Below are 24,893 nucleotides of genomic sequence, written 5' to 3'. Positions count from 1 at the left end.
TTTATGTTTAAACTTCAATTGCTTCACAAGCCTCAATCATGGCATTTGAGAACATAAGGTAGCAAACTGCCCAAGCAGTTTTTACCTCTTTATTCCAGTGAGAGCCAAGTCCTTGTTCGATTGTCCAAAGTAATGCTTCGCCTACCGATTCGTTAAGTCGATATTCTACTATTCCATACTTTAAATGATGATATGTCAACTTGGCAATTTCGTCTTTGATGGTCTCAAGAATATGCAAACGCTTCACTATATACGCCAACATAGCAGACAGTTGATTATACTGCTCTTTTATTGCTGTATGGTCAAATATTGGACGAATTTCGGGAGCGATTTCAAAAAGTCGCTTATAGAATAATTCTCCAATTACTTCGGCAGGAATTTGCAAAACCAAGCTAAAAGAGTCTTTTACGAGATATATTTGATTAGTTTTCATTTGAAAATACTTGAAAGAAATGATTAAGCCAAAAGTGGAAAGATAACATTTGGAATAAAATCAACAAGAAAATGACCGATGATATTTGCCTTTAAATCTTTTTTCCAGAAATAACAAAGGCTTAAAATAATTCCTGCTACTGTAGCTATCAGAATACCTGCATAGCCCTGATTATAGTGAAACAGTCCAAACGGAATTGATGAAAGAAGTATAACAAACCACCGATTATTGAAAAATGACGAATATCTCTCCAATAAAAATCCTCTGCAAAAAATTTCTTCTGCAATGCCTGCTCTAATAGTTATCAGCGAAATTACAGGTAAAGAAAGTTTATCAAAGGATTTTGATTCACCAAATTTCCAACCCAATACTTTACATAACTCAATACAAACCAAAATTCCTAACAAACACACAAAGGCAATAAGTAACGACAACCATAAGGTTTGTTTCCAGTTATGATTGTGCAAGCCGATTGATTCTAAAGTTTTTGATTCTTTGGGAATGATATAAAAACACAAAAAAGCAACTACCGATAAAATAATCAACTCTCGACTCACCATTATACTGTTGGTGAGTTGGTCACCAAATGGAATTTTATAGCATAAATTAATAGCTGTAATAGAAAATATCGAAATAATTATACCTATCCAAGTGTAATGACTGATGTTAGAAATTGAGGCTTTCATTTGCTTATACTAGCATTAAATTTAATATATGAGATATAATATTTACGAAATTATTACTTCTTCTAATTGATTAGAAACTGCTTTGTATTGATTCAAAACTTGCTTGATGATTCTTATAACCTTACTCATTTCTACCTCGCTACCAATTGTTAGACGAAGACTCTGAGCTATCGGATAACTAACCAAGATATTTCTTGCACTTAAAACATTTTTGACCTGCTCTAATAATTCAGCATCAAAAAAACGGAGCATTAAAAAATTTGCAGCAGAAGGCAAAACTTTGAATGTTGTCTCACCCGACATCTCATTGAGCAGATAAAAAACAAAATCTCTTAGATTCTTGACACGTGCTTGATTTGCTTTTAAAGCATTGATATACAACGGATTAGTTAGAAATTCACTTACAACAAGTTCGGTAAAAATATTGATAGTGAATGGAGCAGCATATTTTTTTAGCAACTGAATCAAGGAAGCACTTCCAGCAGCGTAGCCAAATCTAACGCTTGGTAAGCCATAGCCTTTTGAAAGTGTTTTGAGTACTAATAAATTAGGATATTCATTCACCAAAGGAAGAGCAGATTCTCCACCAAATTCGCCATAAGCCTCATCCACCACAAAAACACAATTATTATATTGATTCAATAAAGTTTCTAAAGTTGAAAGAGCTAAAATTGCTCCCGTCGGATTATTAGGTGATGTGAGGATAATCAAAGAAGGTTCGCTCACCTGTGGAAAATTACTTAGGTCGAAACTATCATTTTCATTGATGTTCCACTCTTTGTATGGCATCCTTTCGTTTTGACATACTTGGTGGTAGAAAGTAAAAGTAGGATTTTCGATAATTGCCTCAGAAAGAAATTTTGAACAGCAATTAACAATCTGTTGAATTATTTGTGATGAACCATTGCCAAGCAAGATATTTTCAGACGAGAGGCCAGCTTCTTTGGCTACCAATGCGTTTAATTTTGTTTGGTGGAATTCAGGATAACGATTCCAAGCCAAGTCATTCATTTTATCAACTAATTGTTGTTTTAAGTTTTGTGGAATATCAAATGGGGTTTCGTTGCAATGGAGTCTTATCGCTTCATTTGCCTCTACTTCTGAGCATAATATTTGTTCGATTTTGGCTAAATTTAATTTTTGATTTCTGTTGGCTATTGTTAATTCTAGAGAGTTCATGGTATAAATATTTATTAGAGTTTTATTAGATGCTTTTTTAATTTGCCCAAAAAAGGCTTGTTATTTCTTCTCCTTTAAATTCTGTGGCATATCTGTTAGGTAAATCAGTTTTTAAATTTGTCCCATTTAAAGCTTCATATTCAAATGAAGCCGTACGTTTTTGCAAACTAAATCCAGTTTCTTCAAATAATTGAACCCATTGTTCGGTTGCAAAGTGTTTTTCAACCCTTACCTCTTCAGTATTTCCTAAAACATCGTCAACTTCACGACTAAAGAAAAGTTTCAAGGCTGCTTTTTCAGTAGCTGTGATTGATAGCGTATCAATGATTTGGAAAAGTACGCCGTAGTGATTCTTACAATTCTGAAAACGTTTTTGGTAAGTTGGTTCAAAGTGATTTGAGTTTGGTTCACTCAAAACAAAAGCATTTACCTTAAGATTTTTCAATATTTCAAAAACTGCTTTTCGTTGAGACATTTGCTGAATATGATGTAACGCAAAGGAAGCATTTACATACAATCCATCATATTGAGCTGGTAACAATTTTTGTAATTCTTCTTGGCTCATTTGCTCAATAAATGCTTCTTTTACAGTTAATTTTACTTCAAAAGGAGCGTTTTTGCTTACACGCTTGATATTTTCCTCGGTCATTTTAAGGGCATCGGCAAATGGCTCGATTCCAACAATATGAAGGCATTTTATTTGGTTATTTCCTTTTTTTGAAAGAGCATCAATGATATTGCTCACTTGAAAACCTGTGCCAATACCAATATCCATCAACACAGGATTTGTATGATTTACCAAGGCATCAACTAATAGCGTATTGGTACACTGTTGACTAAGATTTGCCAAAGGAAATTGCTGAATCAATAATTCAAACAAACGAATCTGAGGAATCTCAAATCTTTGTAGATAAATATGTTCTTGAGATTGCCCTTCCATCAAATGTTTTCTCATCGCTTTTGAAAGTGTATAAGTAAACATTGCTTCCGGATCATCCAAATCCTCTAAAGATTCATAATAAATATCATTTAAGATTGCTTTATCATCCTCTGTCAATGCGTTGGGCATTCTACTTGCCAAATCATTGAGAATCATTTGAGAATTTATATTGATAGTTTTCATAGAAGATATATTGATTTGTTTTGGTTGATGATTCAAAACTACACGATGATAATATTCTAATAAATTTTTTTGAAGTGAATAGCAGATAATTGTAAATGAATGGTGAGAAAAAAGAAATGAATGGAGAGAAGCAAAAAATCGAATGGAAAAAGCTATGAATTAGCCAAAAATTAAAGATTAATACAATTGGTAAAAAAAAAGCGGGATTACATCGTAATTTAAATTGGTACAATTTTTTGTTATCGTGTTCCTCTCTCTCCAGTCGGAGAGGGAAAGGAGGGGTGAGTGTAATAAGGGATTATGATGACTTTCCAAATACACTTTAACATATATTTTGTACCATTCAATAACAAATTTTGACTATTGAATAATGATTTTTTTAATAAACAGACAAATTCCTACAGTTTTACATCAGAAATCAACCAAAACTTACAATAAAGTTGCATTTCAAAACAAATAATTCAACTACACATTTTTACCATCAAATCACGTGGCGACGTAACGCAACAACCATGAAAACTATAGAAAGAAAACACAGAGTAGGCCATCAAAACCTTTTGAAGTCAGCTCCTGAGCACATTATTCGATTGGAAGCCAACCTCAACTACACATCTTTTATTATGCAGTCAGGCAAACGTAAAATCATGTCATATACGCTTGCAATGTATGATATGATTTTACCTCAATCATTTATCAGAGTAAATAGATCATGTATCATCAATAAAAACTTCATCAAGAACCTTAACTCTGACGACAAAAAAGTTCTGCTAAAAGATGGAACTGAAATACAGATTTCAAGAAGAAGGTGGAATCTTGTAAGTCAATATGTAGCAGCTTAAAAAACAATCTTAAAGAAAAATCAAATGATAATATTTTGGATATTTTGGGGGATTGATGCCATCGTTGGTCTGATACTCTTATACTTTTTCTTCATTGGCTTAGCTGATGGTTCTGTTTCTTCATTCAATATTGGCTTATGGCTATTATTACTTATTGTTTCGATAAGTTTACTTATGGGTAGTTTGTATCTAAAATCAAAAGAAAAATTTGTTATCGCAAAGATTTTATTAGGTATAGAAGCCATACCAGCCTTTTTCTTTTTCCTGTTTTTTTTACTCATGATTTTATCCAAACCCAATTGGCAATAAAATAGTCTCGCCAAATATGAAATAAAATCAACCATTTATGCTAGTAAAGCAGCCAAATTTCAATTGAACTCCATTAACTTTTTAGAATTACATAATTTTGAATCAATCATTTCAGCCATAAAAACTATTTAAACAATTAACAGACATGGAAGCATCTTTTTGGATTAAATCTTGGGAATTAGGCGGTTTTTACACATCTTTTCATCGCCGTGATATTCATCCTTATGTTTTAGAATACATGAATCCTACTGAAATCGAAGGAAAAAACATCCTCGTTCCACTTTGTGGCAAAACAGTAGATATGATGTATTTGGCTCAATATGCCAACAAAGTAATCGGCGTGGAATTGGTAGAAGAAGCCATTTTACAGTTTTTCCAAGAAAATAATCTTAGTTATGAAATGCCTGACGCAGAAACTTATATTTCAGGCAATATCACCCTACTTCGCAAAGATTTCATGGCATTGACTCACCAAGAAATTGGTCAAATTGATTGGGTGTTAGATAGAGCTTCGCTGGTGGCTTTGCCTTATGATATGCGAACTGAATATATCAAAGCCATCGACCGTCTTTCTGATATTGGTACAAAGCAATTGATTATTACTTTAGAATATTTCCCTTTGATCAATTCTGCACCGTTTTGTATCAAACCTAGCGAGGTAGAAGATTATTATGGTGCCGGGCATATCATTAAACATGTTGAAAACCCAAATTTACCCAATCATGGGATGGTTCGTAAATGGAATTTAGACTTTTTATATGAGCATGGTTTTGTGCTTACCAAATATGCCAATGGGGTTGTTTTGCAGAAAGACTTAAAAGTAGAAAATAATTTTATTGTAATTTTTTCATCATGGGTTTAGGTATTTTAAAGGAAAAAGCTCTACTAATTAAGTGGAGCTTTTTTATCAATAACTCCTCCCCTTCCAAACTAATTTAGTTGGTAAAAAATAAGCGGTCAACTGCAAAAACCAGAATACATACATATAGATTGTATAAATAGGAATATATGGCAATAAACGCAATTGATTAAGTTTCTTAAAAATGCTAAATCCAAAAACAAAGTTAATTATCAAATTAAATAAGAAAATAAGGAAAGTAATCTTCCAATTTAATAAACTGATAATCAATAAGATAGGCAAAGCAAGTGCTTGAATGAACGCAGGAATGATTAAGACCGATTTTGAAGCAATACCACCTGTTACCCAACGTTTTCTTTGTTCAAAATAATTGGGTGGCGGTTTTGTAACCGTTATTAATGACGGTTTAAATTCTTGTCGAAATTCAAAACCTTTATCAACGATTGCTTTGTAAAGAGCATAATCTTCGACAATCGAAAAGCCTATTTTTTCGTAGCCTCCAACCGCCCAATATGCCTCAGCCGAAACCATCATATTATTACCCATTCCAGTCGAAGGTAATTTAAAATCAGCCATTCTTTTCATCAAATACAAAGCAAAAAGCCATTCGATTGCCTGACAAGCTGCAAACCAATTCGTATTATTGACCAAAGTTATACCCGTAACAACACCATTGATTTTTGACATTTCTTCAATCCATTTTTCAGGAACTTCAATGTCTGCATCTGTAAAAAAGAAAAATTCACCCGTAGCAAAATGAGCCATTTGTGCCAAAACATTAGCTTTCCCTTTCAAACCTGCCACTTGATTCTTTATATTAATTAACTGATAATGAGAAGGTTGTGAATTTTTAGCAAGAAAATCTTTAATAATTTCTTCTGTTTTGTCTGTCGAACCATCATTTCCTATTAATATTTCGAGCTGTTCTTTAGGGTATGTTAGTTTATCTAAAGATTTTAATAAATCTAAAATATTATTTTCTTCATTGCGGACTGCAATAAAAATAGAGACCTTAGGAAAACTTTCGTTTATCATCATTTCAGAGCATCAAATAAAATTTCAATTGGATGGAGAGCGATTCTGCCAGTACCGTCTTTTATTTGGTGACGACAACTCGTACCTGCTGCCGCAATAATTGTTTCTTCTACTTGCTTTCTAACGGTGGGAAACAAAACTAACTCTCCAATTTGCATCGAAACATCGTAGTGTTCTTTTTCATATCCAAATGAACCAGCCATGCCACAGCAACCTGATGGAATTAAATGAACTTCATAGTTTTTCGGTAAAGACATCGCTTTTTTGCTTGGTGTCAGGCTCGATAATGATTTTTGGTGGCAATGTCCATGTAGTTTTATCAAGCGTTTTTCTTCAGTAAACTGTTCTTTTTTGATATTCCCTTTATCAATTTCTTGGGCAAACCATTCTTCAAACAAAAATGTATTTTTTGCGATTTTCTGAGCTGATTCTTTTAATTCGGCAGGTACTAAATCTAAATATTCATCTCTAAAAGTTAGAATAGCAGAAGGCTCTATGCCAATCAAAGGCGTCTCAGAAGTGATTAATTCTTTGAGTTTTTCGACATTTTGGATCGCAATTTTCTGAGCTTCTCGCACCAATCCTTTAGATAAATATGAACGACCTGATTCGATATGCTCTGGAATAATTACTTGATAACCAAGATTTTGCAAAAGAGAAATTAGTTTTTTTCCAATTTCAACATCATTATAATTTGTAAATTCATCGCAGAAAAGAAAAACTTTTTTTAATGATGGATGATGAATGTTTAATAGTGATACGGATGAATGTTTATACCACTTATTTAAAGAAATTTTACTTAAATGCGGCATTGTTCGCTCTGGGTGAAAACCTACTATTTTATTAGCGATTTTACGCAAGCCTTTATTGTCAAAGATTAAATTATAGCTCCACGGAGCAAAGGAGGCTAATTTCATTAATTTGCTAAAATTGCCAACTAATTTTGAACGCAAAGGAACGCCATGCTCATCATAATAATGCTGCATAAATTCAGCTTTCATTTTTCCTACATCTACGCTTGATGGACATTCAGATTTACAACCTTTACAAGAAAGACACAGATCAAGCACATCTTTCGTAGGATTTAGGAGATAGGTATTAGGATTTAGTAATGGCTTTTCAACACCTAATTCCTTACTCCTACCTCCTAACTCCTCGTAATAATGCCTCAACATATTCGCTCTCGCCCTCGTTGTATCTTTTTCTTGACGAGTTGCCATATAACTCGGACACATCGTTCCGCCAGTAATTTCTGTTTTTCTACAATCGCCCGAACCGCTACATTTTTCGGCTAAACGCAAAATGCCATCTTGTTCAGAAAAATCAAAAATAGTGACAACTTCATGCTTTGTCTGGTCTTGTTTTACCCTTAAAAACTCATTCATCGGAGGGGTATCTGTTATTTTCCCACGATTGAATACATTATTTGGGTCGAAAATATGTTTAACTTGTTTAAATAATTCATAGTTTTTTTCACCCATCATAAAAGGCAAAAACTCACCACGTAAACGTCCATCACCATGTTCTCCTGAAAGTGAACCATTGTATTTTTTTACCAAAACTGCTGTTTCTGCCAAAACTTGTCTGAATAGTTGCTTCCCTTCGCCTGTACGTAAGTTCATCATCGGAACCACATGTAATTCGCCTGCTCCTGCATGAGCTGTAATCGAATACTGAAGCTGATGTTTTTTTAATAATATTTCCAGGTCATCAATATAATCAGGCAAATCTTCGGGCGAAACCGCACAATCTTCAATCAAATTGGTTGGTTGAAAATCGCCTTTTTGATTAGAAAGTATGCCCAATGCTGCTTTTCTTAAATCCCAAGCCTTCGTACAATCAGCATTACGCAAAATTGGGTAAGCAAATCCAAGATTTTCTTTTTTCAATGCTTCTATAAATTGAGTCGTCTTTTTTTCTAATACCTCTGATGTTTCGGCAAAAAATTCGACCATTAAAATAGTGGCTGGCCTTCCTTCTACAAAAGAGCGATTGCGGCTTTGTTCAACATTTCCTTTAGTCAATTCCAGCACCAAATCGTCCATCAATTCAGAGGCAAAACATTGATGCTTTAAAGCGATTAAATTTACTAAAAGCGATTCTCGCATTGAGCTGCAATGCACATTTACTAAAGCCACTTCCTTGGGTGGCAAATCAATCAATTTTAACTTTACTTCTGTGACTAAACACAAGGTACCTTCTGAACCAGCGATAAGTTTACAAAAGTTGAATGCCTTAATATTGTCAGTCGCAACATCATTCTCAGATAGGGGGTAGTTTTCCAAAAGCATATCTAAGGCATAACCAGTATTTCTTCTCGTAATTTCTTTTTTAGGAAATCCTTTTTCAATGGCTTCTTGGTTTTCAGGATTTTCTATCAAAGTTTTAATTTCCTGATATATTTTTGCTTCTAAAGTTTCACCCTTACATTTTTCTTTTAATTGTTCTTGACTTAAATCACCGAAAACTACTTCGCTCCCATCGCACAATAAAGCTGTTATTTCAACTAAATTATTACGTGTATCGCCCCAAACAATTGAATGAAGTCCACTTGAATTATTGCCAATCATTCCACCAATCATGGCACGACTAGCGGTTGATGTTTCTGGCCCAAATAACAAACCGTAAGGTTGGAGATAAGCATTCAAATCATTTCGAATAACTCCAGGCTGAACTCTCACCCACTTTTCGGCTTGATTGACTTCTAAAATTTTATTGAAATTTTTAGAAATATCGACTACAATGCCATTCCCAACTACTTGTCCAGCCAGCGAAGTACCAGCCGCACGAGGAATAAGAGTCGTTTTTTGTTCTTTTGCAAAAGCAATTAAATGTTTTAAATCTCCGATAGACTTTGGAATAGCAACTGCCAAAGGCTTTTCTTGATAGGCTGAAGCATCAGTCGAATAGACTAAGCGTAAGGCCTCATGACGAAAAGATTCATCGAAGAATAATTCCCCATCAAAAATTTGGGTTAATTTTTCAAAATTATCTATTGGAGTAGCGTTTTCAGAGATTTTAAACATACGAGTTTTTGGCAAAGTTTTACAACACAAAATAAGGCATTTTCGTCTTCATTAAATAGATGCTCAGATAAAAAATATGTTTGAAGCAGAGTAGTTTTATGAAATATTTAAGTATTTAGTCTATTTTTGTTTTTTGATGCTCAAACTATCATTAAACCATTATTCAACCATCTATGAAAAATAAATATTTACTGCCTTTTATATTATTAACCAGTCTCTTTTTCCTTTGGGGATTTGCTCTTAATCTCAATCCAATATTAATTCCACATCTCAAAAAAGCCTGTCAATTAACCGATCTTCAGTCTGCTTTGATAGATTCAGCATCTTATATTGCCTATTTTTTGGTGGCTTTGCCTGCCGGTTTATTCATGAAAAAATATGGTTATAAATTTGGTATCACATTTGGATTATTGCTTTTTGCAATCGGTACATTTTTATTTTATCCTGCGGCCGAGCTTCGCAATTATGCTTTCTTTTTGGTAGCTTTATTTGTCATTGCCAGTGGTCTTACTTTTCTTGAAACTGCTGCCAATCCATATATTACAGTCTTGGGCGATGCTGATTCGGCTACACAGCGACTTAATTTTGCTCAATCTTTCAATGGTTTAGCTGCTTTTTTAGCTCCTTTGGCTGGTGGTTTGTTTATCTTATCGGGCAAAACTCTTACCCCTCAGGAAGAACAAGCAATGTCGGCCGACCAACTGAATGAATACCTCAACCATGAAGCGTCATCAGTACAAACGCCATTTTTAGTTATTGGTGTAGTTGTGCTTTTTGTTGCCATTTTGATTTGGCGAACAGCATTACCAGAAATCAAAGAAGAAAGCGACGAAGATGTAAGCTCTGGTGGTTCGATTTGGGGCGAAAAAAACCTAATTTTAGGTGTGATCGCTCAGTTTTTCTACGTTGGAGCTCAAGTATGTGTCAGTAGTTTTTTTATTCGTTTTTCAGATAAAGTAGCTGGAATTGAAGAAAGAAGTGCCGCATTTTTCCTTTCGGGTGCATTGTTAGGTTTTATGATTGGCCGTTTTGTTGGCACTTATCTCATGAGATTTGTAGCTCCTTCTCGACTTTTAGCGATTTATAGTGTGATTAATTTCGCCTTATTGATTATTGCAATTATGACCACTGGAATGGTTTCGATATATGCTTTAATTGGAGTTGAGTTTTTCATGTCTATCATGTTCCCAACCATTTTTGCATTAAGTATCAGAGGTTTAGGCGAAAAAACAAAAATTGGTTCTTCGTTGGTAATTATGGCAATTATGGGTGGAGCTATTTTCCCAGTGATCATGGGTCGTGTATCTGATATGAGCAATATTCAAACTTCTTACATCGTTCCTGCTCTTTGCTTTATTGTTGTTTTGTATTTTGCTTTAAAAAATGCAAAAGTAAAGCATGTTAAACTTGGCACTTCACACTAAAATTTAGAATATGCTAATGAACTTAAATCTTAAAGATAAAATAATAATCGTAACGGGCGGTGCAAAAGGCATCGGTGAAGGAATTGTAAAGGTTTTGGCAAATGAAGGGGCGATTCCTGCGATTGTTGGCCGCAATGAAAAAGACAACAATCTTTTGATAGATGAACTTGCCAAAGAAGGAAAACAAGCATTTCAAGTGGTTGCCGAACTTTCAAATCCAGAGGCTTGTAAAAGTGCAGTAGAGACTATTTTTGAAAAATTTGGCCGTATTGATGGTTTGGTTAATAATGCTGGCGTAAATGATGGTGTTGGTCTCGAAAATGGAGATTATACTCGTTTTATGGCTTCGCTTCATAGCAATCTCATACATTATTACTTGATGGCTCATCATGCTCTGCCTGCCTTGAAAATTAGCAAAGGATCAATTGTAAATGTGAGTTCAAAAGTAGCTGAAACTGGACAAGGTAACACTTCTGCTTATGCCGCTTCCAATGGTGGTAGAAATGCCCTTACACGTGAATGGGCAGTTGAGTTATTAAAATATGGCATTCGTGTAAATGCTCTCATTGTGGCAGAATGTTATACCCCACTTTACGATAAATGGATAAAAACTTTGCCAAATCCAGTTGAAACATTGCAGGAAATCAATGCTCGCATTCCATTAGAAAATCGTATGACAACTGCCGAAGAAATAGCCAATATGGTTGTATTTTTACTTTCAGATGCCTCAAGCCACACGACTGGACAGTTGATTCATGTGGATGGTGGTTATGTGCATTTAGATAGATCTATTTTAAAAATGTAAAATTTTTTCTTATATATTTATTCTAAGCATAAAAAAATAGGTGAGTTTTTCATGAAAACTCACCTATTTTTTATCATTCAAACATCATACTTTTCAAAAAATGCTAAAAATTCATTATTTAGCATTACTTCAAAACATCTTTATAACTCACCAATTTTATCCCTCTTTGAATGATGGCTTCTTTTACTTTTTCACTGGTAAAAATAGTCGTTACATCTTGTCTGCCTTGTGCAACATCTTCATAACCAATATGCGAAATGGCTCTTAACTCATCGTTATCCAAACCTGGATGTTCAACAAATACGTAGGTTTTTCCTTCTTCCAATTTATCAAGCATCGTGATAAAACCTTGAATACGTTCTTCGGTAGTTTTATTTCTGAAATCAAAACCTATGTAGCCAATGTTATTATCTTTGAGAGATTCTACATCAACCATTTTTAAATTGTAGCTGGCAGCGACTCTTTTAGACATTTCTTTGATTTCTGGCGAGAAACCTGTACTTCCCATGTGTCCCGAAATATGGCTTAGGCGTGGAATATATTTCAAGGCCATTTCGATTTGGGCTTTTAGTTCTTTCTCAACATCAGCTATTTTCCAAGCATTATCCATGATTGCTTCATTTGGATAATTATTGTTATGATAAAGCATTGGATAAAAATAACCATCTTTATTTCTCAAACTTAGGGCGTCGGTCAATGGCCTCCATTTCACATTGTCCCACTCACTCGTGATGGCAAAATGTAACCCAACATCAACTTTTGGGTTTTGTGCCAATAATTTTACAGCTTCGGGAAACCACGGAGAAGGAGCAATAATTTCAATAGATGTCTCGATACCTTCTTTAAAACATTTTATCAAAGCTTCATTGCCAGAATGTGAGTAGCCCATATCATCACCTCTGATAATTAATTTGGGTGAATTTGCTGTATTTTTACTTAAAATACCTGTAGAAACGGCTCTTTTAGCATTTTTATTGAATATATTTTGAAAATCAACGCTGACTTTATTACCATCAAAAGTACATACGATTATTTCGGTATGAGGGCTTTCGATATAACGTAGTGTCAATTCTAATGTTTTTTCGTCTGTCCAAGTATAAGCTCCTGCAACTTTAAATTGGGGTAATCCTACCCTATTCGCCCTTGCTCCTGCCACCAAATAAGGGCCAAATTTTGTTGTTTCGCTCGTTTCCCATTTTCCAGCACCAAATGGAATAATATGGGTCACTGAATCTGTTTTTAAGGATAAATTACAAACACCATTCTTAAAATCAAAAGCAATATTTTCGAAATTTTTATTAGACAAAATACCATAAGTTTTGCCAGAAATTTGAGATTCTTGTACTGAAAGAACATTTTTGGCAGGAATTGCTAAGGCAACCGACGCTTGTTTGTCTTTTAGACTTGCTAATAATTTTGGATTTGAGGGCAATTTTTTATCTCGTAAAGCAGGCAAAAGATACTTCCAAATCAAATTGATTTCTCCTTGCATATTGGGTGCTTCGGCAGTAACAGCAATAACTGCATCTTTTTCAGGTAAAACAATGATATATTGACCATTAGCTCCATCGGCACGATAGCCATTATTTCGACAACGCCACATTTGGTAACAATAACCTTGCAGCCAATCACTTGAGTCTTTGGCAGCTTGAGTGGCATTGGGATTTTGCATGATTTTCATGGTAGATGCCTCTTCAATCCATGAAGCAGGTAAAATTTGTTTACCTTTCCAAAGTCCTTTTTGTAAAAATAATTGACCAAACTTTGCCATGTCTTCGGTCTTTAAACGTAAGCCCCAGCCACCTGTATTAATTCCTTTTGGGTCAACTTCCCAGTCGATTCCGGTAATACCTAAAGGTTCAAAAAGTCTTGGTTTGAGATAATCTATTACTTTCTGGCCAGTAACTTTCTGTACAATAGCCGAAAGCATATAAGTTGCCACTGAATTATACAAAAACTTAGTTCCTGGTTGAAATTTGATAGGAGTTGCCAAAAAACCTTTGACCCAATCATCACTTGTTCCCATCACAAACGAAGGTTCTTTTTCTTGTCCAACGCTCATGCTCAATAAATCCTTGATGCGTAGTTCAGCCAAGTATGGGCTTATGGTAGCGGGTAAGTCATTCGGGAAAAAGGAAATCACTTTATCATCAACAGTCAGTTTTTTTTCAGAAACGGCAAAGCCTATGGCAGTTGCAGTAAAACTTTTACTGGTCGAATACAAGGTGTGTTTCAAGTCTGCACGATAAGGATTCCACCAACTTTCGGCTATAACTTTACCGTGTCGCACAATCATAAAACTATGTAGTTCGTGCTTACTTTTTGAAACGGCATCAATAAAATCAATAATTCCTTCCGAAGAAACACCTTCAGCTTCGGGTGTACTACGAGGAAGTGAGGTAGTTTTCTGAGCAAATAGTTGGCAGCTCAAAAAGAGCAATAGGAGTATTCTTTTCATTTATTAAGGTTGAATTTGGGTAAAATAATATGCCAAAGTTAAGCATTTAGAGGAATCAAATTAGTAGAATAGTTTTTTTGTTGTAATTTGCCTTAAAAAACTATACATCAACTCTTTAGAAATCATTTACAATTACTATTTCATTTAAAAACTACTACTTTTGCTTCTTATAATTTGAATAAAATAGCTAGTTTATCAATGCCAAATCATCATTGGCTTCATAAATTGGTAAAACTATTGAAAATTTACTCCCTTTTCCAAATTCGCTTTCTACTTCAATTCTGCCACCTTGTGCTTCGATAAATTCTTTACTGATGCTCAAACCCAAGCCTGTACCTTCTTTTTGAGTACCAGGAATTCTAAAATATCGGTCAAAGATTTTTGATAGATATTGCGGTGCAATACCTTGTCCAGAATCAACGATTATAAACTTGACTAACTTTTTATCGGTAACAATATGAATGTGGATTGTAGAATGTTCGTAAGAATAGCGAATGGCATTTGAAATCAGATTGGTTAGTACCCAAGCAGTTTTTTCACTGTCAACAAAGACTTCTGGTACGGGAGATTCCATAGTTGTGAGAAGTTCTATTTGTTTTTGTTCGGCGGCATTTTTATTCGCACTAATGGCGTAGTGTAAAATATCCTGTGAATTGGTTGGCAAAAGATTCAACTGAATACTGCCACTTTCTACTTGCGTCACATTTAGCAACTCGCTTGTTATTCTAAGCAGGCGATTTGTGTCGTCTTTTATGCTATCTATTAAGTCCTTCTGCTCTGTATTCAAGGAGCCAATTTGATTGTTTTCTAAGAGTTGCACACTCATTTTGATGGATGAAATTGGCGTTTTGAATTCATGCGAAACTGTGGCAATAAAATTAGTCTTGGCAAAATCTAACTCTTTGTATTCGGTGATATTTTGCAACAAAATCACATTTCCAATGTTTTTTTCATGCTCTTCGCCCGTTGGTATTATCTTTATCGGAATCAGTTCTTTTTCAAAGTAACTTTCCTTATTATCGGCATAGATTTTTATTGGCTCAATTTTATGAATAATGCTATTATCTGCATTGATAAATAAATCTTTGGTGAGTGTTCGAACTAAATCATTATGGGCAGCAATTTCTTGAACTGGCTTATTTAACACTTCTTCGGACTTCAATCCAGTGATTTTCAGTGCATTATTATTCATAAAAAGCACTTTATTGGCTTCGTCTAAACCAATTACTGGCTCTCGCATATTATTGATGAGGGTTTCGGTACGCTTCTTTTCCATCAATAATTTTTCGATATTCCCAGCCTTATATTCTTCCAATTTTTGAGCCATAGTATTGAACGATTTCGCCAAATCGCCAAACTCGTTATGCCCTTCAAAATGCACTCGTTCTGAATAATTTTCGGAAGCAATTTGCTTAATACTTTTGGTCAGCTCGGAGATTGGATTAGCAATATTATTAGGCAGATTGACCAAAAGCGTAAAAGCAATTAGAAAACAAAAAGCACCAATTAAACCAATCCAAGTAATTGCACTATCGGCTGTTTTTTCGGCAATACTACTCTTTCGTTGAATAGCTTGCATATTCAGCAGCATAATGTCCGAAATATCGGTGCGGATAGTAGGAATGATTGTAGAATCGAGCGTTTTTTGCTTAATTTTCTCAAAATCATTGATTAGTTTGTCGGTGAGTTCCTTCTCTCCTACTTCGGTGATATTGCTTTGCTGTTTTCTGAGGTTTTCTTCAAAAAATGTCAGCTCTTTTTCAGAAAAAATATTTCCATTGAGTGCGATAAGCATATTTCTGGAATAGTCGATAGTATTATAATTCGCCACCAAAATATTCTTGGTTTCGGTCGATAATTTATGAATAAACACCGACCCAATAACCGTAAGCAGGGTTATCATTAAAAACAAAAGTCCAATGCCCGAAATGAGTTTATATTTGATTTTCATTAGCTTAGTATTACAAGGTCAATATCGCTACTGGAAAGTTTTTTGAGGAGTTCGTTGAAAATATTTGTCGCTAAAATAACTTTTATTAAGCTAAAATGTGGCTTCCCAATGCAAATCGTTGAAATTTTACGTTCTTCTGCTTGCTGCATGATTGCCTTTACGATTTCGGAATTTTCTACTTTTATAATTTCTGCTCCCAATTCGGTGGCTAATTTAAAATGATTTATTAGATGTCGCTGCTTATCCAATGGAATTTTATCGGCCGACTCTTTAGGCGTCTGCACATAAAGCACAAACCACTTGCTATTATAATAGTTAGCCAGACGGGCAGTTTTGCGAATAACAGTTTTGGCAGTATTGGCATTGCTGCTAATACAAGCTAAAAATCGTTCGTGCTTAATGGTATTGACTTTCGTGATTTCAGACTCAACTTTTCGCTCAACCTGTGAGGCAACTTCTTTCAAAGCCAACTCTCGAAGTTGCAAAATATGCTCACTTTTAAAGAAGTTTTTCAGAGCCATTTCTACTTTATCGGGCTGATAAATTTTCCCTTCTTTTAGGCGAGTAATGAGTTCGTCGGCCGTGAGGTCGATATTCACTACTTCATCAGCTTGGGCAATGATACTATCGGGCACTCGCTCTTTAACTTCTATGCCCGTGATGGTTTTCACTTCTTCGTTGAGGCTCTCGATATGCTGAATATTCAAAGCTGAAATAACGCTGATGCCAGCTTCCAAAATTTCAATCACATCTTGCCAACGTTTTTCGTTTTTACTGCCTTCGATATTTGTATGTGCCAATTCATCGACAATTACTACTTCTGGGCGAGCATTGATTACCGCCGAAACATCCATTTCTTCCAGTTCTTTGCCTTTATAAAAGATTTTTCTGCGTGGAATAAGCGGTAAACCTGCCAGTAAATCGTGTGTTTCTTTGCGATTATGTGTTTCGATAAAACCAATTTTTACATCAATACCATTCTTCAGAAGTGTATGCGACTCTTGTAGCATTCGGTAAGTTTTTCCTACGCCCGCACTCATTCCGATATACACTTTGAACTTCCCTCGCTTCGATTTCTTGATTAAATTGAGAAATTCTTGGGCAGATTTTTTGGTTTCTTCCATTGGTATTTTTCTTTGCTTAAAAATAAATGTGGCACACCTTTATTTAATCTCAAAAGAGGAGACCCACACTTGGTGTACCACATTTGAAATCCATTAGTATTTTTCTTTTCTAAAGAAACATTTTATAGAGATACAGCTAGAGAAGTAGTCAAAAACACATTGGAATTTTGCGGACTATTGTCACTCATAAAAATCATGTCTTTGCTTCTGAAAGTTCGGGCTTCTACTCGCCACAACAGGTTTTTATGTATTTTATAATCATAATTGACCGAATAACCCCAAGTTTGGAAGCCATTTTGGGTATTTGTTGCTATAATTACGCCATTTTTATCATTATAATGTTCGATTCTTACTGCGATAGCAGATTTTAAATCGGGAGTTATTCGGCAAATCAAAATTGGACTATACCAAGAATTGTATTGGCTACTTCCTTTCTGTTTTTGTTCTATGCCGTAGTCAAATCCAACTGTAAATCCAATTTTATCAGTAGCTTGATAGATTGCATAAAAATTATGAAAATACCTCATTTGTTTTACGCTATCAGGCTTATCACTTCCGAGATATGAGCTGCTATTGAGCGTTAGTTTTGTATTGGGTTTGTAAGTTATTTGATGTCCAAAAGCAGGTTGATTATTGCCATCAACTAACTGTATTCGCTGCCAGCCATTTAGTACCAAACCTGCGAGAAACCATTTTTCATTTCGAGAAGTGTAGGAAAGTTTCGCCCCAGTTTCAAAATATGGTGAATTATCGGCCATCAGACTTCGGGTAAGATTCCAACAATCTTTACTTATAGCACTTTCAAAACCTATGTGTGAGGGCATTACACCCATATCCAGCCATAAGTTATTGTTTTTTGCTACCTTCACTCCCACATTTGCCTCATAAATGTTCTTCAAAACGCCCACTTCAGCAGCATAATTGGAATTCATGTAAGTTCCCGTAGCAATGCTCAAATTTGCCCTCAGAGCATCGCTTTGATAGGTAGCTTTGATAAAACCTATATTAATATTGACTTCATTACTGCGGTTGTGTGAATAAATAAAATTCGGGCGTGTGTGAGTCGGCTTATTGCCCACAAAAGTATAGTAGGTTTCTAAGTAAGCATTGATTACCAAATTAGATTTTATACTATCTTTTTGTGCGTAAAGGGAATTATTAAATGCAATCAGACAAAACAGCACCAATAATTTAATTTTCGAATAATTCATTGATTTTACAGTTGGATTTATGAAAAAAATATTTGACTTCTATATAAAGAGATATCTCGTTAACTTTTTCTATTCTTAGTTTCTCCTCCTTTTTAAGGAGGGGTGGCAAAATTCTGACGTAGTCGAATTTTGACGGGGTGGTTTGCTCCAACTAAGCATTTTTCAAAGCACCCATAGGCTAGGAACCACCCCGTCCGACTTCGTCAGGACACCCCTCCTTTTTAAGGAGGGGAAATTTCAGACCCCATAAACTTTCAGTGAGAAAATGATATATGAATACTTTGCAAGCAAAATCACTCTAATTCTTTAGCTCATCAAGTGCCAAATTTAACTTTAAAACATTAATTTTTTCGGGGCCGAAGAATCCAAGTAATGGCGGTTCGGTGTTTGAAATAATCAATTGCTTGAGGTTAGCCTCGGCAATTCCTCTGATTTTTGCTATTCGTTTGATTTGAATTGTTGCTGCTTGTACTGAAATGTTAGGATCTAAACCACTTCCGCTTGCGGTTACAATATCAGAAGGAATTGCTGATATTTGTATACCAGGGTTATGCACCAAAAAAGTATCAATTCGGGCTTGAACTTCCTTCAAATAATCGGCATTTGAGGGAGCTTTATTGCTTCCTGCACTTCCTGCGGCATTATAAGCAACCGCCGACGGACGTGATTTAAAATACTTATCATAAGTGAAAGATTGACCAATATTGGCGTAATATGTTTTGTTGTTTTGAGAAATGACTTCTCCTTTTCCGTGATTGGGAGCAAACTGGGCTATACCCCAAACAATGGCTGAATAGATTCCGACGAAGAATAATAGACTAACGAGTGTCAATCGGAGAGCTGAAAAAATATAGGCGTTCATGATTTCTGAAAATTAAGGTTTTAAATAAACATTGCTACTACAAGGTCAATAATTTTGATACCTACAAATGGGATAATAATTCCACCCAAACCATAAATCAAGAGGTTACGGCGGAGTAATGCACTTGCTCCAATTGGCTTATACTCAACACCTTTCAAAGCCAAAGGAATAAGCATCGGGATAATAATTGCATTGAAAATCACTGCCGATAAAATGGCACTTTCTGGACTGTGTAAGTGCATAATATTTAGACCTTGTAAAGCTGGAATAGCCACAATAAACAAGGCTGGAATAATAGCGAAATACTTGGCAATATCGTTGGCAATGCTAAAAGTAGTCAGCGTTCCACGAGTCATTAATAGTTGCTTCCCGATTTCTACAATTTCAATTAATTTAGTTGGATCATTATCTAAATCGACCATATTTCCTGCTTCTTTGGCAGCTTGCGTTCCGCTATTCATGGCCACACCCACATCGGCTTGGGCCAAAGCTGGAGCATCGTTTGTGCCGTCACCCATCATGGCTACCAATCTACCTTCCGATTGCTCTTTTTTGATATAATTCATTTTATCTTCGGGCTTTGCTTCGGCAATATAATCATCAACTCCTGCTTTTTCGGCAATAAATTTTGCGGTGAGAGGATTATCGCCTGTTACCATTACGGTCTTGATTCCCATCTTACGGAGGCGTTCAAAACGTTCGCTGATACCCGTTTTAATGATGTCTTGTAACTCAATAACTCCAATAATTTTTTCATTTCTAGCAACAACCAAAGGAGTTCCACCATTACTTGATATAACTTTTACACATTCTTGCACACCTTTCGGATAAATATTTCCTGCATTTTCGGCAATGCCTTTAATAGCATCGGAAGCACCTTTTCTGATGCGAATACCATCAAAATCAACGCCTGAACATCGAGTTTCGGCAGTAAATTTGATAAAATTCGGATTTTGTATTTGATAACTCGCAGGATTCACACCCGCCAATTCGATAATAGATTTTCCTTCGGGGGTTTCATCGGCCATTGAACTTAACACTGCTACTTTGATAAATTCTTTTTCATCAATATCAAATGGATAAAACTTCGTTGCTTTTCTATTTCCAATCGTAATCGTTCCTGTTTTATCCAATAAAAGCACATCAATATCACCCGCTGTTTCTACGGCTTTACCACTTTTAGTGATTACGTTTGCTCTTAAAGCTCTGTCCATTCCAGCAATGCCGATGGCAGATAATAAACCGCCAATCGTGGTTGGAATCAAGCAGACAAATAATGAAATAAAAGCTGCAATCGTGATGGGCGTTTTAGCAAAATCAGCAAATGGTTTAAGTGTGACAGTAACGATGATGAACACGAGAGTAAATCCTGCCAATAGAATGGTTAAGGCGATTTCGTTAGGTGTTTTCTGGCGAGAAGCCCCTTCGACCAAGGCAATCATTTTATCAAGAAAACTTTCGCCTTGCTCGGTCGTTACCTGCACTTTTATTTTATCCGATAAAACCTTTGTTCCACCCGTTACTGAACTTTTATCGCCACCTGCTTCTCTGATTACTGGAGCAGACTCTCCCGTAATGGCACTTTCATCAATCGTGGCAAGCCCTTCGATAATTTCACCATCGGAAGCGATTATTTCGCCCGCTTCACAGACAAAAACATCACCTTTTTTTAACTTTGCCGACGAAATAACTTGCCCATTTTCGAGCTTTGCAGGAGTTTCTTCTCTTGTTTTTCTTAGACTATCGGCTTGGGCTTTCCCTCTTGCTTCGGCAATTGCTTCGGCAAAATTGGCGAATAGTAAAGTGAGAAACAAAACCATAAACACCGTGAAATTATAAGCAAAACTACCTTGTGCTTGCTCGCCTGCGAGAATCCAAGCACACACAAAAAACATGACCACCGTTCCGATTTCGACCGTGAACATCACAGGATTACGAAACATTATTTTTGGATTTAGTTTTACAAAAGACTGTTTGATGGCCTCTTGCATCAAATCTTTTTGGAATATTGATTGATTATAAGCTGACATTTTGATTTGATTTAGAGTAGGAAATATTCAGCGATTGGCCCCAACGCCAAAGCTGGAAAGAACGATAAAGCCGTCACGATGGCAATGACTGCAAAGACCATCAAGCCAAAAGTCATGGTATCGGTTTTGAGTGTACCGTTGCTTTCTGGTGTGTATTTTTTATTGGCCAAAGTACCTGCAATGGCCACTGGCCCAATAATTGGTATGAAACGCCCCAAAAGCATCACAATCCCACAAGTGATATTCCAGAAAGGTGTATTATCGCCCAAACCTTCAAAACCACTGCCGTTATTGGCACTCGAAGAAGTAAATTCGTACAGCATTTGGCTGAAACCGTGATTGTTTGGATTACTCAACCACCCTGCATATTCAGCAGGATTATGGGTGTATAAATAACTGGAGATGGCCGTACTAACCAAAATTAGAAATGGATGAAGCAAAGCAATTAGCATTGCAATTTTCATTTCTTTTGCTTCAATTTTCTTACCCAAAAACTCGGGAGTTCTACCTACCATTAAGCCACTAATAAACACTGCCAATATGATAAACACATAAAAATTGAGCATTCCTACACCACAACCGCCATAAAACGCATTTATCATCATGGCCAACATTTGATTCATACCACTCAAAGGCGTGAAACTATCGTGCATAGAATTGACACTACCAGTAGAAATGACTGTTGTTGCGATGCTCCAATAGGCTGATGCAGGTGTACCAAATCGAATTTCTTTGCCTTCTGTACTTCCGAGATTTTGGCTGATTCCCATTCGGGCAATGGCTGGGTTTCCGTTCATTTCAGAGATAATCGTTGGCACGACTAAGAGCATAAATCCAATGGTCATTACGCCAAAAATTACCCATGACAGTTTTTTTCTTCGGAGAATGTATCCCAGAGCAAATATCAATGCAAATGGAATAAGCATTTGTGTAACCATCTCGACGATGTTGGTAAAATAATTAGGATTTTCGAATGGGTGTGCCGAGTTTGCCCCAAAAAAACCACCGCCGTTGGTACCCAAATGCTTGATGGCGGTGAATGCCGCCACTGGTCCACGGCTCACCTGTACGGTATCGCCTTGTAGCGTAGTCATGGTGTCTTTTCCTTCAAAAGTCATCGGCATACCATTAGAAGCAAGTATAATGGCAACCACAACCGATATTGGAAACAAAATACGGGTACAACTACGCACAAAATATGAGTAGAAATTACCCAACTTATCAGTTGTACGTTCTTTCATTGCCACGAATAATACTGCCGCAATGGCAATGCCCGTACCAGCACTCAAAAACTGCCATAACATCAGCATAAGTTGTCCAAAGTAAGACATTCCACTTTCGCCCGAATAGTGTTGCAAATTGGTATTACAGATAAAACTAATGGCGGTATTAAAGGCCAAATCGCCACTCATTGAAGGGTTACGGTCTGGATTTAGTGGTAGCCAAGCCATATTGGTCAGCACTATCATTGATAATAAAAACCATGTAGCATTGATGCTCAACAGGACAACTAAATGCTGTTTCCAGTTCATTTCTTGCGATTCGTTGATGCCGCTTAACTTGAAAAATAATTTATCAATCGGATTGAAGATTTTATCTAACCAAGTTTTTTCGTAGTTAAAAATCTTGCCGATATATCTTCCTAAAGGTAAAGCGATGGCCAGTGTTAGCACAAACATTAGCACTAAGCCGAGGATTTCTGAGTTCATTTTGTGTTAGAAATTATATAAAATTTTAATTTTTAGAAAAACCGCATAAAACATTGAAAGAGCAATCAACCAAATAATGATTATGACTAATACAGCCTTGATTTTTTGCCATTTCATCGGTTTAGAACTTTTCAGGTTTTAGTAATACATAGCACATGTATAAAAACACGGCAATTGAGACGATGAATAATGCTATCATGGTGCTTAAATATTTTCGAAGAATTTAATGGATTTGTAGAAAAGGGCGAAACCCAATAGCCCTAAAACTGTAAGTGTGATTGTTAGAAACATGATTTTAATTATTTGTTTCTACCTATAGTTTCAAGAGGTGTGCCAACAGAAGAAAGCACCTCATAATCCACTCACTATCAAACACTTATGAAAATTCACAGATTTTGTAAAATAAAAAACCCTTTCAAAATGAAAGGGTTGATACTATCGTTTTGAAAGTGTGATATACCTAAAGTTTATATTCTTCGATTTTGCGATATAGGGTAGTGAGAGCAATATTGAGTAATTCGGCGGTTTTGGTTTTGTTCCCATTTGTATAGTTGAGTACTTTCTGAATATGACTTTTTTCTGCATTGGCCAGTTCAAAATTTGTCAAAGTTTTGCCCGAAGCAAAATTGTTAGACTGTGAAATATGCTGAATTTCCAGCGGTAAGTTTTCAGTTCTTAACTCATCATCATTCATCAAAATAATGCTGCGTTCAATTACATTTTTTAGTTCTCTGATATTGCCGTTCCAGTTGTGTTGTTTGAGCGTTTCGATGAAAGGCTCTTCAATTTTTCGTACTTTTTTATTCATTTTATGCGAGAAAATCGTAACAAAATGATTGGTAAGCAGCTCAATATCAACAATTCTTTCTCGGAGGGCAGGAAGTTTTATCTGAAAAACGGAAATTCTGTAATATAAATCTTCTCTGAAATGCCCCGCTTCAATTTCTTTCAATAAATCTCGATTAGTGGCAGCAATGATTCTGACGTTTACCTTGATTGGTTTGCTTTCTCCGACCTTCAATAACTCGCCCGACTCAATGATTCTGAGGAGTTTAGCTTGTAAATCTAAAGCCATTTCACCGATTTCGTCAAGAAAAATTGTACCGTTGTGGGCTTCTTCAAACAAACCTTTTTGGTCTTTGATAGCTCCTGTAAATGCCCCAGCTTTGTGGCCGAACATTTCGCTTTCGAGCAGATCTTTACTAAAAGCCGAGCAGTTGATAGCCACAAAATTCTGATTATTTCTTCTACTGGCTTGGTGAATAGCTTGGGCAAAAACTTCTTTTCCTGTACCAGTTTCGCCTGTGAGCAGTACAGTTGTGTCGGTTTCGGCTACTTTTTTTGCTAAATCAATGGTTTGCTGCATGATTTTTGACTTACCGATGATTTTATCAAACGAGTGTTTTTCTCCCAATTGCTTTTCCAATTGCTGCACTCTTTTTGATAAACTCACTTTTTCGATAGCCTTGTAAAGCAAAGGTATGATTTTATTATTATCATCACCTTTCGTGATATAATCGAATGCTCCATTTTTGATAGCCTGCACACCATCAGGGATATTTCCGTAGGCAGTTAATAGAATAACCTCTACGGTTGGATATTGACCTTTAATCGTTTTGGTCAAGTCCACACCTCGTCCATCGGGCAGTTTTACATCACAAATAACCACATCAATGGTATTCTGTTCCAATATTTTTAGCCCACTTTTACAATCGCCAGCCTGAAAAACCTCAAAGCCTTCCATTGTCAGGATTTTGGCCAGCAGATTCCTTAATTTTTCTTCGTCATCAATTATTAGAATGGTATTATTCATCGTTTTTTACTGAAAAA

The 24,893-nt window shown here is 35.8% G+C and carries 20 protein-coding genes; 5 read left to right on the top strand and 15 right to left on the bottom strand.

Annotated features, from left to right (window positions below):
• Positions 1 to 7: 7 nt before the first annotated feature.
• From ACQUQZ_RS07745 to ACQUQZ_RS07730, 4 genes are read right to left on the bottom strand one after another with little or no spacing between them, the layout of a single operon-like run.
• Positions 8 to 433 (bottom strand): globin domain-containing protein, encoded by a 426-nt coding sequence (locus tag ACQUQZ_RS07745; RefSeq protein ID WP_435354300.1) that lies wholly within the window; start codon positions 431 to 433, stop codon positions 8 to 10.
• A gap of 23 nt (positions 434 to 456) precedes the next feature.
• Complete coding sequence (locus tag ACQUQZ_RS07740; RefSeq protein WP_435354299.1) at positions 457 to 1,119, bottom strand: CPBP family intramembrane glutamic endopeptidase; 663 nt, start codon at positions 1,117 to 1,119, stop codon at positions 457 to 459.
• Between the two features lie 42 nt (positions 1,120 to 1,161).
• The gene (locus ACQUQZ_RS07735; RefSeq protein ID WP_435354298.1) at positions 1,162 to 2,298 is read right to left on the bottom strand and encodes a pyridoxal phosphate-dependent aminotransferase; all 1,137 of its coding nucleotides are present in this window, start codon (positions 2,296 to 2,298) and stop codon (positions 1,162 to 1,164) included.
• Between the two features lie 37 nt (positions 2,299 to 2,335).
• Positions 2,336 to 3,421 carry a GRAS family protein gene (locus ACQUQZ_RS07730; protein ID WP_435354297.1) on the bottom strand — a complete coding sequence of 362 codons (1,086 nt, stop codon included), beginning with the start codon at positions 3,419 to 3,421 and terminating at the stop codon, positions 2,336 to 2,338.
• A gap of 512 nt (positions 3,422 to 3,933) precedes the next feature.
• On the opposite strand from ACQUQZ_RS07730, the gene ACQUQZ_RS07725 reads away from it, so the two are divergent.
• The 3 genes from ACQUQZ_RS07725 to ACQUQZ_RS07715 all read left to right on the top strand — a co-directional run bounded on the left by ACQUQZ_RS07725 (position 3,934) and on the right by ACQUQZ_RS07715 (position 5,431).
• Positions 3,934 to 4,260: a LytTR family transcriptional regulator DNA-binding domain-containing protein gene (locus tag ACQUQZ_RS07725; protein ID WP_435354296.1), complete on the top strand. Its 327-nt coding sequence runs from the start codon at positions 3,934 to 3,936 to the stop codon at positions 4,258 to 4,260.
• 24 nt (positions 4,261 to 4,284) lie between these two features.
• The gene (locus tag ACQUQZ_RS07720; RefSeq protein ID WP_435354295.1) at positions 4,285 to 4,569 is read left to right on the top strand and encodes an osmoprotectant transporter permease; all 285 of its coding nucleotides are present in this window, start codon (positions 4,285 to 4,287) and stop codon (positions 4,567 to 4,569) included.
• Between the two features lie 145 nt (positions 4,570 to 4,714).
• Positions 4,715 to 5,431: a thiopurine S-methyltransferase gene (locus ACQUQZ_RS07715; RefSeq protein WP_435354294.1), complete on the top strand. Its 717-nt coding sequence runs from the start codon at positions 4,715 to 4,717 to the stop codon at positions 5,429 to 5,431.
• Positions 5,432 to 5,476: 45 nt separating this feature from the next.
• Here ACQUQZ_RS07715 and ACQUQZ_RS07710 read toward each other — a convergent pair whose 3' ends face one another.
• Positions 5,477 to 6,463 carry a glycosyltransferase gene (locus ACQUQZ_RS07710; protein ID WP_435354293.1) on the bottom strand — a complete coding sequence of 329 codons (987 nt, stop codon included), beginning with the start codon at positions 6,461 to 6,463 and terminating at the stop codon, positions 5,477 to 5,479.
• Entirely contained in the window at positions 6,463 to 9,489 is a 3,027-nt protein-coding gene (locus tag ACQUQZ_RS07705) for an FAD-binding and (Fe-S)-binding domain-containing protein (protein WP_435354292.1), read from the bottom strand. The genes ACQUQZ_RS07710 and ACQUQZ_RS07705 overlap by 1 nt, the downstream gene beginning before the upstream one ends.
• Before the next feature lie 173 nt (positions 9,490 to 9,662).
• Between ACQUQZ_RS07705 and fucP the strand changes: the two genes are divergently transcribed.
• Both fucP and ACQUQZ_RS07695 read left to right on the top strand, forming a co-directional pair.
• Positions 9,663 to 10,913 (top strand): L-fucose:H+ symporter permease, encoded by a 1,251-nt coding sequence (fucP, locus tag ACQUQZ_RS07700; protein WP_435354291.1) that lies wholly within the window; start codon positions 9,663 to 9,665, stop codon positions 10,911 to 10,913.
• Between the two features lie 16 nt (positions 10,914 to 10,929).
• Positions 10,930 to 11,718, top strand: a complete 789-nt coding sequence (locus tag ACQUQZ_RS07695; protein WP_435354290.1) for an SDR family oxidoreductase — start codon at positions 10,930 to 10,932, stop codon at positions 11,716 to 11,718.
• Between the two features lie 124 nt (positions 11,719 to 11,842).
• On the opposite strand, the gene ACQUQZ_RS07690 is transcribed toward ACQUQZ_RS07695, so the two are convergent.
• The 9 genes from ACQUQZ_RS07690 to ACQUQZ_RS07650 form a co-directional block, all read right to left on the bottom strand.
• Entirely contained in the window at positions 11,843 to 14,176 is a 2,334-nt protein-coding gene (locus ACQUQZ_RS07690; RefSeq protein WP_435354289.1) for a ChbG/HpnK family deacetylase, read from the bottom strand.
• A gap of 187 nt (positions 14,177 to 14,363) precedes the next feature.
• The gene (locus ACQUQZ_RS07685) at positions 14,364 to 16,127 is read right to left on the bottom strand and encodes an ATP-binding protein (protein ID WP_435354288.1); all 1,764 of its coding nucleotides are present in this window, start codon (positions 16,125 to 16,127) and stop codon (positions 14,364 to 14,366) included.
• The gene (locus ACQUQZ_RS07680; protein WP_435354287.1) at positions 16,127 to 17,251 is read right to left on the bottom strand and encodes a sensor protein KdpD; all 1,125 of its coding nucleotides are present in this window, start codon (positions 17,249 to 17,251) and stop codon (positions 16,127 to 16,129) included. The genes ACQUQZ_RS07685 and ACQUQZ_RS07680 overlap by 1 nt, the downstream gene beginning before the upstream one ends.
• A gap of 122 nt (positions 17,252 to 17,373) precedes the next feature.
• Positions 17,374 to 18,462 carry a porin gene (locus ACQUQZ_RS07675; protein WP_435354286.1) on the bottom strand — a complete coding sequence of 363 codons (1,089 nt, stop codon included), beginning with the start codon at positions 18,460 to 18,462 and terminating at the stop codon, positions 17,374 to 17,376.
• Positions 18,463 to 18,760: 298 nt separating this feature from the next.
• Positions 18,761 to 19,324: a K(+)-transporting ATPase subunit C gene (locus ACQUQZ_RS07670; protein ID WP_435354285.1), complete on the bottom strand. Its 564-nt coding sequence runs from the start codon at positions 19,322 to 19,324 to the stop codon at positions 18,761 to 18,763.
• A 20-nt stretch (positions 19,325 to 19,344) separates the two neighbouring features.
• On the bottom strand, positions 19,345 to 21,354 hold the full coding sequence (kdpB, locus tag ACQUQZ_RS07665) for a potassium-transporting ATPase subunit KdpB (RefSeq protein ID WP_435354284.1): 2,010 nt from the start codon (positions 21,352 to 21,354) through the stop codon (positions 19,345 to 19,347).
• Between the two features lie 11 nt (positions 21,355 to 21,365).
• Entirely contained in the window at positions 21,366 to 23,063 is a 1,698-nt protein-coding gene (gene kdpA / locus ACQUQZ_RS07660) for a potassium-transporting ATPase subunit KdpA (protein WP_435354283.1), read from the bottom strand.
• A 121-nt stretch (positions 23,064 to 23,184) separates the two neighbouring features.
• The gene (locus tag ACQUQZ_RS07655; protein ID WP_188764762.1) at positions 23,185 to 23,262 is read right to left on the bottom strand and encodes a potassium-transporting ATPase subunit F; all 78 of its coding nucleotides are present in this window, start codon (positions 23,260 to 23,262) and stop codon (positions 23,185 to 23,187) included.
• Between the two features lie 261 nt (positions 23,263 to 23,523).
• Positions 23,524 to 24,876, bottom strand: a complete 1,353-nt coding sequence (locus ACQUQZ_RS07650; RefSeq protein ID WP_435354282.1) for a sigma-54-dependent transcriptional regulator — start codon at positions 24,874 to 24,876, stop codon at positions 23,524 to 23,526.
• Between the last annotated feature and the right edge of the window lie 17 nt (positions 24,877 to 24,893).

This window comes from Emticicia sp. SJ17W-69 (genome assembly GCF_051209875.1).
Taxonomy (GTDB): Bacteria; Bacteroidota; Bacteroidia; order Cytophagales; family Spirosomataceae; genus Emticicia.
This window is presented reverse-complemented; position numbering and strand designations above follow the sequence as displayed.

Bases quoted from the DNA above. Each gene is read 5' to 3' on its own strand.
- ACQUQZ_RS07745 (WP_435354300.1), bottom strand. From the start codon at position 433: ATGAAAACTAATCAAATATATCTCGTAAAAGACTCTTTTAGCTTGGTT.
- ACQUQZ_RS07740 (WP_435354299.1), bottom strand. From the start codon at position 1,119: ATGAAAGCCTCAATTTCTAACATCAGTCATTACACTTGGATAGGTATA.
- ACQUQZ_RS07735 (WP_435354298.1), bottom strand. From the start codon at position 2,298: ATGAACTCTCTAGAATTAACAATAGCCAACAGAAATCAAAAATTAAAT.
- ACQUQZ_RS07730 (WP_435354297.1), bottom strand. From the start codon at position 3,421: ATGAAAACTATCAATATAAATTCTCAAATGATTCTCAATGATTTGGCA.
- ACQUQZ_RS07725 (WP_435354296.1), top strand. From the start codon at position 3,934: ATGAAAACTATAGAAAGAAAACACAGAGTAGGCCATCAAAACCTTTTG.
- ACQUQZ_RS07720 (WP_435354295.1), top strand. From the start codon at position 4,285: ATGATAATATTTTGGATATTTTGGGGGATTGATGCCATCGTTGGTCTG.
- ACQUQZ_RS07715 (WP_435354294.1), top strand. From the start codon at position 4,715: ATGGAAGCATCTTTTTGGATTAAATCTTGGGAATTAGGCGGTTTTTAC.
- ACQUQZ_RS07710 (WP_435354293.1), bottom strand. From the start codon at position 6,463: ATGATAAACGAAAGTTTTCCTAAGGTCTCTATTTTTATTGCAGTCCGC.
- ACQUQZ_RS07705 (WP_435354292.1), bottom strand. From the start codon at position 9,489: ATGTTTAAAATCTCTGAAAACGCTACTCCAATAGATAATTTTGAAAAA.
- fucP (WP_435354291.1), top strand. From the start codon at position 9,663: ATGAAAAATAAATATTTACTGCCTTTTATATTATTAACCAGTCTCTTT.
- ACQUQZ_RS07695 (WP_435354290.1), top strand. From the start codon at position 10,930: ATGAACTTAAATCTTAAAGATAAAATAATAATCGTAACGGGCGGTGCA.
- ACQUQZ_RS07690 (WP_435354289.1), bottom strand. From the start codon at position 14,176: ATGAAAAGAATACTCCTATTGCTCTTTTTGAGCTGCCAACTATTTGCT.
- ACQUQZ_RS07685 (WP_435354288.1), bottom strand. From the start codon at position 16,127: ATGAAAATCAAATATAAACTCATTTCGGGCATTGGACTTTTGTTTTTA.
- ACQUQZ_RS07680 (WP_435354287.1), bottom strand. From the start codon at position 17,251: ATGGAAGAAACCAAAAAATCTGCCCAAGAATTTCTCAATTTAATCAAG.
- ACQUQZ_RS07675 (WP_435354286.1), bottom strand. From the start codon at position 18,462: ATGAATTATTCGAAAATTAAATTATTGGTGCTGTTTTGTCTGATTGCA.
- ACQUQZ_RS07670 (WP_435354285.1), bottom strand. From the start codon at position 19,324: ATGAACGCCTATATTTTTTCAGCTCTCCGATTGACACTCGTTAGTCTA.
- kdpB (WP_435354284.1), bottom strand. From the start codon at position 21,354: ATGTCAGCTTATAATCAATCAATATTCCAAAAAGATTTGATGCAAGAG.
- kdpA (WP_435354283.1), bottom strand. From the start codon at position 23,063: ATGAACTCAGAAATCCTCGGCTTAGTGCTAATGTTTGTGCTAACACTG.
- ACQUQZ_RS07655 (WP_188764762.1), bottom strand. From the start codon at position 23,262: ATGATAGCATTATTCATCGTCTCAATTGCCGTGTTTTTATACATGTGC.
- ACQUQZ_RS07650 (WP_435354282.1), bottom strand. From the start codon at position 24,876: ATGAATAATACCATTCTAATAATTGATGACGAAGAAAAATTAAGGAAT.